Annotated in this window: 12 protein-coding genes; 3 read left to right on the top strand and 9 right to left on the bottom strand. The window is 36.4% G+C overall.

Going from position 1 to position 12,169, the window contains the following annotated elements; translation table 11 throughout:
• Positions 1-5 precede the first annotated feature (5 nt).
• The 6 genes from REB14_RS16095 to REB14_RS16070 all read right to left on the bottom strand — a co-directional run bounded on the left by REB14_RS16095 (position 6) and on the right by REB14_RS16070 (position 5,343).
• Positions 6-1,349 carry an ammonium transporter gene (locus REB14_RS16095; RefSeq protein WP_309522676.1) on the bottom strand — a complete coding sequence of 448 codons (1,344 nt, stop codon included), beginning with the start codon at positions 1,347-1,349 and terminating at the stop codon, positions 6-8.
• 109 nt (positions 1,350-1,458) lie between these two features.
• Positions 1,459-2,100, bottom strand: a complete 642-nt coding sequence (locus REB14_RS16090) for an alpha/beta hydrolase (RefSeq protein ID WP_309522675.1) — start codon at positions 2,098-2,100, stop codon at positions 1,459-1,461.
• A gap of 98 nt (positions 2,101-2,198) precedes the next feature.
• Positions 2,199-2,825, bottom strand: a complete 627-nt coding sequence (locus REB14_RS16085; protein ID WP_105683938.1) for a YceI family protein — start codon at positions 2,823-2,825, stop codon at positions 2,199-2,201.
• A 78-nt stretch (positions 2,826-2,903) separates the two neighbouring features.
• Positions 2,904-3,470: a YceI family protein gene (locus tag REB14_RS16080; RefSeq protein WP_079240937.1), complete on the bottom strand. Its 567-nt coding sequence runs from the start codon at positions 3,468-3,470 to the stop codon at positions 2,904-2,906.
• Between the two features lie 143 nt (positions 3,471-3,613).
• Positions 3,614-4,663 (bottom strand): glucokinase, encoded by a 1,050-nt coding sequence (locus tag REB14_RS16075; RefSeq protein ID WP_309522674.1) that lies wholly within the window; start codon positions 4,661-4,663, stop codon positions 3,614-3,616.
• 116 nt (positions 4,664-4,779) lie between these two features.
• Positions 4,780-5,343, bottom strand: a complete 564-nt coding sequence (locus REB14_RS16070; RefSeq protein WP_079240936.1) for a hypothetical protein — start codon at positions 5,341-5,343, stop codon at positions 4,780-4,782.
• A 366-nt stretch (positions 5,344-5,709) separates the two neighbouring features.
• On the opposite strand from REB14_RS16070, the gene REB14_RS16065 reads away from it, so the two are divergent.
• Entirely contained in the window at positions 5,710-7,092 is a 1,383-nt protein-coding gene (locus REB14_RS16065) for a DUF1800 domain-containing protein (RefSeq protein WP_309522673.1), read from the top strand.
• Positions 7,093-7,251: 159 nt separating this feature from the next.
• A complete protein-coding gene (locus REB14_RS16060; protein ID WP_309522672.1) occupies positions 7,252-8,436 on the top strand; it encodes a DUF1501 domain-containing protein in 1,185 nt (394 codons plus the stop codon).
• A 348-nt stretch (positions 8,437-8,784) separates the two neighbouring features.
• On the opposite strand, the gene REB14_RS16055 is transcribed toward REB14_RS16060, so the two are convergent.
• The 3 genes from REB14_RS16055 to REB14_RS16045 form a co-directional block, all read right to left on the bottom strand.
• On the bottom strand, positions 8,785-8,922 hold the full coding sequence (locus REB14_RS16055) for a hypothetical protein (RefSeq protein WP_167348772.1): 138 nt from the start codon (positions 8,920-8,922) through the stop codon (positions 8,785-8,787).
• 107 nt (positions 8,923-9,029) lie between these two features.
• Positions 9,030-10,049, bottom strand: coding sequence for a helix-turn-helix transcriptional regulator (locus tag REB14_RS16050; protein WP_079240934.1), 1,020 nt, complete (start codon positions 10,047-10,049; stop codon positions 9,030-9,032).
• Between the two features lie 72 nt (positions 10,050-10,121).
• Complete coding sequence (locus REB14_RS16045) at positions 10,122-10,457, bottom strand: HopJ type III effector protein (RefSeq protein WP_309522671.1); 336 nt, start codon at positions 10,455-10,457, stop codon at positions 10,122-10,124.
• 157 nt (positions 10,458-10,614) lie between these two features.
• Between REB14_RS16045 and REB14_RS16040 the strand changes: the two genes are divergently transcribed.
• Entirely contained in the window at positions 10,615-11,997 is a 1,383-nt protein-coding gene (locus REB14_RS16040; RefSeq protein WP_079240932.1) for an RtcB family protein, read from the top strand.
• Positions 11,998-12,169: the final 172 nt, after the last annotated feature.

Here is a 12,169-nt window from a genome sequence, read left to right as displayed (position 1 = left end):
TTTTGTTAACTAAAACTTTCCTCATGCTGAGACAGATCAAGCCCTTTGTTTTCAGACTCTTCAGAAACTCTTAAGGTAATTATTGAATCGGTAAGTTTATATAAAATGAATGATCCAAAAAATGTAAAAACAGAAACCAAAACCAATGCTGCCATATGATGAAGAAAAACATCCACTCCTCCATGAAGCAGACTGGCATTTTCCCCATGAGCAAAGACAGCCGTAAGAATCATTCCCATAATCCCTCCTACTCCATGACAGGCAAAAACATCCAGTGTATCATCTATTTTCTTTAATCCTTTCCAGTTGACCATCACATTTGAAACGATAGCAGTAATAAATCCGATAAAAAGACTTTCCTGAATGCTTACAAAACCACATCCGGGAGTAATGGCCACCAGTCCTACTACTGCTCCGATACAGGCTCCCAAAGCCGAAACACTTCTCCCATTGATTCGGTCAAAAAAGATCCAGGTCATCATTGCTGAAGCAGAGGCAATAGTAGTTGTTCCAAAGGCTGTAGCAGCAGAGGCAGAAGCACTCAAAGCAGATCCTGCATTGAACCCAAACCATCCGAACCACAGCATTCCTGTTCCCAAAAGTACATACGGAATATTAGAAGGTTCATGATGCGGATTTTTTCGGTTTCCTACTACCCAAGCTCCTGCAAGTGCGGCAAAACCGGCACTCATATGTACTACCGTTCCGCCTGCAAAGTCTTTTACTCCAAAATATTTGTTTAAAAGGCCTTCCGGATACCATACCATATGACAAAGCGGTGTATAAATAAAGATGCTGAAAAGAACGATGAATAGTAAATATGAAATAAAACGAACCCTTTCTGCAAAAGATCCGGTAATAATAGCCGGAGTAATAACAGCAAACTTCATCTGAAACAAAGCAAAAAGAATAAAAGGTATCGTAGGGGCCATCAACTTATGAGGCAGGTTTCCTACTCCGCTAAAGAAAGGATAGCTTAATGGATTTCCAATAATTCCATAATGTTTTCCTGCAATGGTAATTCCCAGAGACTCACCAAAGGATAAAGAAAAACCAACTACTACCCAGACCATAGAGATAACTCCTAAAGCAATAAAGCTCTGCAACATCGTAGAAATCACATTTTTCTTCCCCACCATTCCTCCATAAAAAAAGGAAAGTCCCGGTGTCATCAAAAGAACGAGTCCCGCTGCTGCGAGAATCCAGGCTACGTCAGCGCCCACAATTTTATCTTCACTTAAAAATGCTCCCGTATCAGTAATATCTGCAGCTGGATTCCAGAACAAACCTCCAATTGCAACCAGAGTGATAACAGAGAATGAAACAATCCATTTTAATCCTATTTTCATAAAATTTATATTTAACCCTATCAAATTTAAATATAAATTCCACAAAAATCACATTTTAAAACACAATACCCCTAAAAAAACACTATTTAATAAATAACATCATAAAATTTTAACAAAACACCTCTTTCAGTATTTTAGAAACTTCTTTGGATTTTGTAGCGGGAAAAAGATGGGTACCTCCCTTCACCACATAATCCGGATGGGAATAACGGATAGGGAAAACGATGTCTTTATCACCAAGAATCTGAATCACGTCAGGATTTTCATCAAACTTCCATTCAGAAACCTTTTCTACAGACCACTTCAGATAATAAGGGTCTCTTACTTTAAAATATTGAAGAAGTTTAGGATTTTTAGGATCAAAAAGTTTTCGGATAACAGCATATACATTGGCTGCTTTATCGTTGAACAATCCTACAGGAAGAATTCTTGGAATTTTGGTAACCTCACCGGTCTTTATAAATTTAGATTTTTCTTTATCTGATTTTATACTTCCAAGGATCACTACTTTTTCTGCAGGTTTCAATTGATTAATCTCCTGCACAATAATTCCTCCGAAAGAATAACCTAGCAGGCAGAATGGTTCTGAATCATCTACTTTCTCTGCCATTCTTTTGACATAAGCATCGAAAGGCTCATTTTTTTCAGGAATAAGCCAGTCTATAAAAATCAATTCACAGTGTTTGGGAAACTCTATTCTTTCAAGGACCTTAAAGTCTGCTCCCAGACCGCTTACGATATAAATTTTCATACTACTAATTTATAAAAATACCGGGAAACAGAGAATAGCTGCAAAAAAAATGAGACGTTCCCGGGAACATCTCATTTCTATATTGATCATATTGGATCTTATTTTTTCTTCTTCTGAATTCTATTTTCGTTATCCAGCATTTCAGTAGTCACTTTGAACTGAATATCCATTTCATTCTTAATGAAATAATCTTTCAATGAAGACTGATAGAATACTTTAAAGTCTCTTCTGTTCAGGGAGAACTTGGCAGACTCAATAGATGTGGTAAACTGAGTAACATATACATTCGCAGGGAAAGAGATTGTTTTTCTCACTCCTTTAAGGGTAAGGTCACCGTATACTGTTGAATTGTATTCACTGTTTGCTAAAGGAATAATTTTAGTCAAATGGAATTTTGCAATAGGGAATTTTTTCACTTCAAAGAAGTTCGAGCTCTTCAAATCGTTGGTAAGCTTGATCTGATCTTCATCAGAAACATCTCCCGCCATCATACTTCTCATATCTATTACAAACTCTCCATCAACAAGCACCGTATGGTCAAAGTTGAATTTTCCGCTTTTTAGCTTTACTGTTCCTGAGTGGGAAGTTTCTTCAGTTTTCACCACCTTATACCCCCACCATCTGATCTCTGATGAAGTCACTTTAGCAACCTTATCAAATTTCTTTTGGGCAGAAACAAATGATATACTTGCGCACACCATAGCAAACAATAGTAATCTTTTCATTCTTTTTTATTTACAATTCAACAAAAATAAAAAAAAGTGTAGAACTTCTACACTTTTAATAATCTTTTTTTGATTAATTTATTGAGCAGTTACCTTTACAAGCATATCAATATCATCTTTCACAAAAACATCCTGCATCGTAGACTTGTAAGCTACATCAAATTTTTGTCTGTCGAAAGAGAATTTGTTGGATACTAAACTTACCACTCCTTTGCTGTAAGAAATCTTAGCAGGGAAAGAGATTGGGCTTGTTTTTCCTTTTACAGTAAGGTTTCCTGTTACAAGAGAGCTATACACTTTATCGTTGTTTTTCTTTACTCCTGTAATTTTGAAACTTGCAGTTGGGAATTTTTCAACTTCAAAGAAGTCACCATTCTTAAGGTGTCCGTTTAATTTCTGCTGATACTCTCCTGTAAGGTCAGTAGAACTGATTGAAGTCATATCCAATACGAAGCTTCCGCCTACCAATTGGTTTCCTTTCATTACCATATCTCCAGACTTTACTTTTACAGTACCGTCGTGAGAACTAGCCTCAGATTTTGCTACTTTATATCCCCACCAGTGTACATCAGACGCTACTACTTTTTTTGATTGTCCGAAAGCTAAACCACCAGCCAAAACTGCTAATAAAAATATTTTTTTCATTGAATAGAGTTATTTACTTATTTAATGATGCAAATGTAAGTATCTTATTCAATAGATTTCATTGATGTATATCAATAAAATTTATTATTTTCATGAATAATATCATTCCATAAAAAAACTCCGGATTTCTCCGGAGTTTTATTTTATAGCTGATAGTAAGCGGTGTAAAGCGCTATACCATTTAATGCGGTGTGATTTTGCTTGACCAGATAAATAGGAGTATTTTTAAGCATTTCCTCCATTTTATCACTGATCTTGAATTTCTCGTAGAATTTCGCCTTATCGATATATTCTGCGATCATCTGTGGAATATCTCCGGCAATCAGTAATCCTCCGGTAGCTTTTAATTTTAAAGTTAAGTTATTCGCTTCTCTTGCCAGAAACTCAAGGAAAGTATCTAAAGCGATTCTGCAGATCAGTACATTTTCCTCTACAGCAGCTTTATATAATTCCTCCACGAAATTCCCCTGTGCAAGACGTTCTCCCAGCCATTCCGGTTCAGGATGTCTTTTCACATCTCTTAAGAATCTGTAGATATTGAATAAACCTGACTTTGAAAGTACATTTTCCCAACTTACAATACCATAGATATTATTTAGGAACTGATAAAATTCAACTTCTACGTTGGTTCTTGGTGAAAACTCAGAGTGCCCTCCTTCAGTTGCGAAAGGTCTCAGGTATTTTCCGTCAAAGAAATATCCCGCTTCTCCCAATCCGTTTCCGGGAGCAAGAACCGCTACGTTTCCTTTTTCAAGATGTCCGCTTGTATAAATGGCTTCAAGATGATCATCCTCAAGAAGAGCCATTCCATAAGCAGAAGCTTCCAGGTCATTCAGCATTTCTACTTTTTCAAACCCGAAATCACGTGCATATTCAGCAATATCTAAATGCCATCCCAATCTTGCAGGGCTGCTTTTCCCGTCCAATACAGGACCAGGCACTGCCATCCCCAGACGTTTTACATTTTCAAGCTGATTATCCTGAATAAACTTCTTTAAAATATCTGAAAAAGAAGCATACTCTTTGGTTGCAAATTTATTTTCTACTTTTATCTCAAGACCTCCGTTCCCGGAAACGAAATAGCCTAAGATTGTTATATCTTCACGGAGGCTTGCTCCAATGATAGAAACATTATCATTATTACTGTTCTCTACTCCTGGTAAATAAAGTGGAAATTTTGGATTCAGAATCATAACCTCAAATTTTACCAAATATAATAATTGTTTTTGTAAATCCTGCACGCAACAAAAAAACCTTTCCACTTTCGTGAAAAGGTTTTGGTTAATAATTGTTTATATATTAAATCTAACTACTTTCCTAATGGAATATTGTAACCGAATCCTACTCCGATATTCCCCACATTATAGTCCTGACCTGGCAAATCTCCTTTTGTACCTACAAAAACCTTTTGGTATTGTACGAAGAAATTCCAGTCTCTGTTGTGGTATCCGATCTCCGGTTTAAGGTAGAAACCTCCGCTTGCTCTTTCAACACTTGTATTTGAGGCCACTGTTTTATCGCCAACCAGGAATCCGTATCCTAAATCCGTTCCGAAATAGAAACCGGTTTGTTTTGGATAAATTCTGATTAAAGCTGCTACAGGAACTACTCCTACATCATTGTTTTTATATCCGTTGTTTTCTTTACCGAAATAGTGAGTATATCCTGATGCGATACCTAATCCGAATCCTGGTGTAATCAGATTCTGGTACGCTACATCCACTCCTACTGCAGCGGAAAGATTATCTGCGGGAACTGCTAAACCAACATTTGCACCTACCTTGATCATATTGTTCATTTGAGCACTTTGGGCGCTTGCGATACCTGCTGTTAAAATACCAGCCAGTACTATTGCTTGTTTAAACATTTTCATAACTCTAATTTTTAAATTTTACTAAACAAGAGGATGTAAAAATCATGCCAAGCAAAGGTTTTTCTTGTATTTTAACATTCAAAAAATACATAAAACAATGAATATCAATATATTAATTTTAACAAAATTTAAATAATTGTTTAACAAAATTTATCAAAAAATGACAGCTAAAAAGTGAATTAAAGGATGGAAGATAGGAAGCTGGATGCTGGAAGAAATATAACTCCATACAATCAACCCTATTTCTACGATCCAAAACTTCCAACTCCAAACTTCCGCTTCCAGCCCTCTCAACAATATTAACAATCCTTAACCCGTTATCATTTTAACCTTTTTCTTCAAAATACATCAAAAAATAAATTCTCCATGATGGCTGATTCATTATTAAAAAACAAGCATCTTCTTTGGCGAGCAGGTTTTGGCGTTGGCATTAATCAAATAGATGATTTGAAAAATAAAAACATTAAAACGTTGATGAATGAATTATTTAAAGAAGAAAGCTTCAGCGAAATCACTTACGACACTCCTGATCCGGTTTCAGCAGAAGATTATATGAGCAGTACAGCTCCTGCAGAAAAGAAGAAAGAAATGCAGCGGATCAACAGGGAACAAAATAACGAACTGAACCTGAATTTTCTGAACTCCATCGTTAACAGCAAGGAACAGATGAGAGAAAAGATGGCCTTTTTCTGGCATGGACATTTTGCATCAAGAGTACAAAATCCAAGGTTCAACAAACAGCTTTTGAATACAATCAGGAAAAATGCACTGGGAAATTTCAAAGATCTGCTTTTTGAAGTAAGTCAATCACCAGCCATGCTTAATTTCCTGAATAATCAGCAGAATAAAAAGGATCATCCTAATGAAAATTTTGCCCGTGAAGTGATGGAATTGTTTACGATGGGCAGAGGAAACTACACAGAAAAGGATGTAAGAGAAGGAGCCAGAGCTTTCACAGGATGGAGCTATGATAAAGAAGGGAATTTTAAAGAAAGAAAAAATCTTCATGACGAAGGCAGCAAAACGTTTTTAGGAAAAACCGGCAACTTTGACGGAAATGATATTCTCAATATTATTCTGGAACAAAAAGCTACGGCACAATTTATTACGACAAAGATTTACAAATTCTTTGTCAATGAAAAACCAGATCAGGAGATTGTTAATCAACTCAGCGCTAACTTCTACCATTCAGGATATGATATCAAAAAACTGATGACTGAGATATTTTCAAGTACATGGTTTTATGATCAGAAGAATATAGGCAAACGTATAAAATCGCCTGTAGAACTGATAGCAGGAATTATGAGAATTCTTCCTATGCACATCCAGAATCCTGAAAACCTCATCGTATACCAGAAATTATTGGGACAAATGCTGCTTTATCCACCCAATGTAGCAGGATGGCCTAGCGGAAAATCATGGATTGACAGCTCTACTTTAATGTTGAGACTTCAGGTTCCACAGATCTGGTCCGGACTTCGCCCTTTGGAATACAGCCCACGGCAGGATGATGATATTGATATGGGAATGAAATCCCGTGAAACAGCTTTAAACAAAAGCTTTAAAAATCCTAATATCACCATCGACTGGAACCGTATTGAAAAGCTTTTCGCTAATAAAAACTGTGAAGATTATCTTCTGCAGAATGCCCAAAGTCTTGATATGAACTCAGTAAAGAATTTTTCAGACAAGAGCATAAAAATGAATGTCATCAACCTGATGTCTACTCCGGAATACCAGTTGAGCTAGGTAGGAGATTTTTAGGTTGCAGGTTTCAGGTAATAGCTGTCATAGTATAGCTTAATTACCATTTATTTATCTTTTACTGTTATGAAAATAAATGCCAGTAAAAATACAGCCCAGTCCTACAACCTGCTACCTGCCACCTTAAACCCTAAAAACAAAATTATGTTAATCAAAAGAAGAGAATTCCTCAAAATAAGTTCACTGGCTACCGCTTCTATGCTGATGCCCAATTTCTTAAAAGCAATGACGCTGGATGAAGCTCTGAATCCCAATCAGAACATTCTGGTGGTTCTCCAGTTTACAGGAGGAAATGATGGCTTGAATACTATTATTCCGGCTAAAAATGACATTTATTTCAGGGAAAGAAAAACTCTGGCTATTCAGGATTCTATACCGCTTACAGATGAGGCAGGAATCAACCCTTCACTCTCTTATTTTAAAGAACTTTTTGATAACGGAGAACTGTCTGTGATGAATAACGTGGGCTATCCCAATCCGGACAAATCTCATTTTCGAAGCATGGATATCTGGCAATCGGCAAGCAGAAGTGACCAGTTTTTGGAAACTGGCTGGCTGGGACGTTTTCTGGATGAAGAATGCTATCGTTGTGACCATCCTACCCAGGCGCTGGAAGTAGATGACATGCTAAGTCTTGCCTTAAAAGGTGAAAATAATAAAGCTTTCGCCTTTAAAGATCCTAAAAGACTCTACCAGACCAGTCAGGAAAAATATTTTAAATCACTCTACGACCATCATCACGATGATGAAACTGTATCTTATCTTTATCAGACGTTAGGTTCTACCATCAATAATGCCGATTATATTTTTGAAAAAAGCAAAGCTAAAAAGACAGAACAGATCTATCCAAATTCTCAGTTAGGAAAGGATTTTAAAACTGTGGCTTCTTTGATAAAGTCAGATATCAATACTCAGGTGTATTATCTTTCTGTGGGAAGTTTTGATACTCATGTCAACCAGAATGACAGACAGAAAAAGCTATTCGATGATATTAATGAAGCAGTAAAATCATTTGTAGCCGATATGAAAAGTAATGGGCTATTTAAAAATATACTGCTGATGACCTTTTCGGAGTTTGGTCGTCGTGTGGCACAGAACGCCAGTAACGGAACAGATCACGGGACAGCCAACCAAATGTTTTTTATCAGCGGAAATCTTAAGAAAAAAGGACTGTTGAACGCCCTTCCCGATCTTCAGAATCTCAATGAAGGCGATCTTATCTACAAAGAAGATTTCAGGAAAGTATATGCCACAATTTTAAAAAACTGGCTTAAAGCAGACTCTTCCAAAGTATTGGGATGGAAAGATGGTATTTATGATTTTGTGTAGGAAACCGAAACCGCAAAAGTCACAAAAGTTTTTTTAGAAGCATTGATCTAAAAAAATGGATAATAAGTATGTTTAGATTCCTACGGAATGACACAATTGGAATGGTGATCTATCCACACAGTTTGTCAATCCGCAGGAATCCAGCCTTCTTTCCCCAAAAACCAATCCTGACCACACCTCAGCTGAAAAGTAAAAAATTCCCCTCCCTCGGAGGGGTGGCGAAAATTCAAACAATTTTTGACGGGGTGGTTTTCAGCATTCATCAAAAAGATCCATTAACAAAAAAGAGACCGTACATCCTCATGACAGTCTCTTTTCAATAATTTTAAATTTTAACTACTTATACGTTTAGGCAGTAATCTGCTTTTTTTCGTTCTCTTTCTCTTCTTGTTTTTTATCTATTTTCTCAGATATTTTTTTAACGATATACTCTATCGCCAGCGGTGCTATAATTGCAATTAATGCTTTAAATATTCTTGATTTCATAATTAATTTGGTATTGTTAAGTTAATAGTACAATTTCCAAGCCAAGATAAAAATATGAAAATAAATTATCTTCAATAAAGCCTTGTAAATTGGACATTTAAAATAAGTTAGTTTCCCTCAGGAACAATAAGGCTCTGATAATTTTTACTGCCAGCATTAAACTTTTCCTCCATTTTCAGCCGTAGCTTTTTGGGCTTATGTACAATCAAAGAGTCTCCGAACCCAAGCAAGAGCCTTTCCAGCTCAAAATTGATCTGCACACATATTTTAAACAGCGTTCCGCTACGGTCTTCCTTTACTATTTCCTGACTTTTATGCAGCGGCTTTGTTTTCACATAAGGAGCATTACCCGAATCCACCCAAAAGATCACATTCCTGGGATCCATTGACTCTGCAACAGTTACTCCTACAATATCTTTAAAATATTCATCTCCATCCAGATCCTTGTCAATATAGAGAAGACTGTCATCTGTTTCAATACTTTCCATTCTGTCCAGTGCCAGATTGTACATTTTCTGTTTGTAAAGACAGATCAGAAACCAACGGTTATTGAATTCCTTCAACAGCTGCGGATGTACCGTAAAAATATTGGATTCCCTTGCTGTAAAGCTTTTATAAAGAATCTTCAACACTTTTTTATTAGCAATACTTTCGTACAGAATATCAATATGTTCCAACCCTTTTAGCTGTTCATTTTTATCCAGATGGATAATGGATTTCTGGCTGGTTGCATGAATAGAGTCTTCCAGTTTCTGGATCACCCCATTCATCTCCTTGAACATGGAAAAGTCTTTAAACTGTTTTAAAATCTGAACCGCATTATTCATCGCTTTCAGATCACTTTCATTCACAGAAATATTATGAATACTGTATTCCGGATCACTGTAACGGTAGTATTTTCTTTCGTAGACTTCAATAGGAGCTTCATATCCGAACTTTTCACTCCGCATATTCTGAAGATCAAGCTGAACAGTTCTCTTACTCACATAAGATTCTTTTCCCTCAAATTCAAATAATGCTTCCGAACATTCATCTATGAGATCTTCCAGCGTATATTTCCTGTATTTGTTTTTAAGACATTTATCTAAAGTTTTATACCGGATCAGAGCATTTTTATTGGATGACATACCTTAGTGTTTAATGATTGGGTGTTTTTTAATAAGCAAAACTGCTTTTTATTTCTGCTCTTTTCTTGAAAACTATTTCTCTCTCAAAGCATTTTCATCAAAAGTAATTCCTTCCCAGCCGAATTTCATAAAGTTTCGGATATTCTGATGGTCACTTCCTTCAGGATTTTTCAAAACATCTTCTCTGTAGAACTCACCAAAAAGCCAAAGGGTTTGCTCTTTCGTCAGATCCTGAATACTTGCAAAACTGAACACTTTGCACGAACCATTATTCTGCCCGGCCTGATTGGTTGTATCTCCGTTTTGAAAGGCAGTAGGAGTAAATTCATAATGTTCATCAATATGAGCGATCACATCACTAAACTGAATCGTTTCCGGGAAATGTTTTAATTGTTCTAATAATACCATGAGCCTTGTTTTTTTAATTTTATATTATTTTTACGAGTCTGCCAATGTGCTTTTTCGTCTTTTTAATTAATTTTTGTAAAAATAATTAAAATTTCTTTATCTACGCAAAACTATTGCGCAATAATGATATTACTTTGCATCATCAAAATGAAACAAAATGGAATTTAATGGAAATCATTTAATCGAATTAGGATATAGACCGGCAAAATGGTTTAAAGATGCTATTAGCCATATCAACGAGAATAATCTGGGTGAACATCAGATCACAGAGTATCTGGTACAGTTCAAACAATCAGATCTTATTCCGCTTCATGAAACAGCTAAAGATTTTATGATCAACATACGTGCGGAACATGAAAGTGAGAATGATAATGTGGAAAAAGTAATCAAAACAATGAAAGTTCTGATGAAAACCCCTACACTGATTAGCGGAGCTTTAATGCCTGATGCCTGTCCTACAGGTCCTGAAGGTCAGATTCCCGTAGGCGGTGTGGTAGTAGCAAAAAATGCCATTCACCCGGGATTCCATAGTGCTGATATCTGTTGTTCTGTAATGTTGACGGATTTTGGAAAAACCAATCCTAAAGATGTTTTGGATGCAGCACATTCTATCACTCATTTCGGATACGGAGGAAGACCAAGAGGGGAACAGATACCGATGTCTCAGGAACTGATGGATGCTTTCAGAGAAAATGAATTCTTACAAGATGAAAAACTGATCAGCATCGCCCGTTCTCATATGGGAACTCAGGGAGACGGAAACCACTTCCTTTTTGTCGGAATTTCCAAAAATACTGGAAATACTATGATGGTAACACATCACGGATCAAGAGCTCCGGGTGCTGCTTTATATGATAAAGGAATGAAGGTTGCCAACCGTTTCAGACAGGAAATCTCTCCTGAAACATTAAGAGAAAATGCCTGGATTCCTTATGATACGGATGAAGGTAAATCTTATTGGGAAGCCCTGCAACTGATAAGACAATGGACAAAAGAAAACCATACTTCCCTTCATGATGCCGTGCTGAATAAGCTGGAAATGGAGAAAGAAAACAGATATTGGAACGAACATAATTTCGTTTTCAAAGATGGAGATCTGTTCTATCACGCAAAAGGAGCTACTCCACTGGATGATAAGTTTATGCCTGATATTACAGGACCAAGACTGATTCCGTTGAATATGGCAGAACCGGTATTGATTGTTCAGGGAAAAACAAATGAAAGAAATCTGGGTTTTGCACCTCATGGAGCAGGAAGAAATTTCAGCAGAAGCCAGCATAAAAAGTCTTTGGCTCATAAAACAACTGAGGAAATCTTCAATGAAGAAACAGAAGGATTAGATATCCGTTTTTACTCTAATGAAGTTGATATTTCTGAGCTTCCGAGCGCTTATAAAAGTGCTAAGAATGTGAGAGCACAGATTGAGGAATATGGACTTTGCGAAGTTCTGGATGAAGTGATGCCTTACGGATGTATTATGGCCGGAGATGTTGAGAAAAATGCTCCGTGGAAGAAAAAGAAGAAATTCAGAAAAGCATGATTTTAAAACAAAATCTATAACTAATAAATAACCTTACGGGTTTTAGAAACCCGTAAAGTTTGAATAAAAACAATAACCAAAATTTCACAGCACTAAAAAGTTATTTTTAAAAAAAAATTAAAGGCAAAGAAAGTTCCTATATTTCCAGATTTACTTTCCGCCTTTTTACAAA

The sequence above is a fragment of the Chryseobacterium metallicongregator genome (genome assembly GCF_031324065.1).
Classification (GTDB): Bacteria; Bacteroidota; Bacteroidia; order Flavobacteriales; family Weeksellaceae; genus Chryseobacterium; species Chryseobacterium metallicongregator.
This window is presented reverse-complemented; position numbering and strand designations above follow the sequence as displayed.

What these genes read in the sequence shown, in the direction of transcription:
- REB14_RS16095 (WP_309522676.1), bottom strand. Translation starts at nt 1,349, where the DNA reads ATGAAAATAGGATTAAAATGGATTGTTTCATTCTCTGTTATCACTCTG.
- REB14_RS16090 (WP_309522675.1), bottom strand. Translation starts at nt 2,100, where the DNA reads ATGAAAATTTATATCGTAAGCGGTCTGGGAGCAGACTTTAAGGTCCTT.
- REB14_RS16085 (WP_105683938.1), bottom strand. Translation starts at nt 2,825, where the DNA reads ATGAAAAGATTACTATTGTTTGCTATGGTGTGCGCAAGTATATCATTT.
- REB14_RS16080 (WP_079240937.1), bottom strand. Translation starts at nt 3,470, where the DNA reads ATGAAAAAAATATTTTTATTAGCAGTTTTGGCTGGTGGTTTAGCTTTC.
- REB14_RS16075 (WP_309522674.1), bottom strand. Translation starts at nt 4,663, where the DNA reads ATGATTCTGAATCCAAAATTTCCACTTTATTTACCAGGAGTAGAGAAC.
- REB14_RS16070 (WP_079240936.1), bottom strand. Translation starts at nt 5,343, where the DNA reads ATGAAAATGTTTAAACAAGCAATAGTACTGGCTGGTATTTTAACAGCA.
- REB14_RS16065 (WP_309522673.1), top strand. Translation starts at nt 5,710, where the DNA reads ATGATGGCTGATTCATTATTAAAAAACAAGCATCTTCTTTGGCGAGCA.
- REB14_RS16060 (WP_309522672.1), top strand. Translation starts at nt 7,252, where the DNA reads ATGTTAATCAAAAGAAGAGAATTCCTCAAAATAAGTTCACTGGCTACC.
- REB14_RS16055 (WP_167348772.1), bottom strand. Translation starts at nt 8,922, where the DNA reads ATGAAATCAAGAATATTTAAAGCATTAATTGCAATTATAGCACCGCTG.
- REB14_RS16050 (WP_079240934.1), bottom strand. Translation starts at nt 10,049, where the DNA reads ATGTCATCCAATAAAAATGCTCTGATCCGGTATAAAACTTTAGATAAA.
- REB14_RS16045 (WP_309522671.1), bottom strand. Translation starts at nt 10,457, where the DNA reads ATGGTATTATTAGAACAATTAAAACATTTCCCGGAAACGATTCAGTTT.
- REB14_RS16040 (WP_079240932.1), top strand. Translation starts at nt 10,615, where the DNA reads ATGGAATTTAATGGAAATCATTTAATCGAATTAGGATATAGACCGGCA.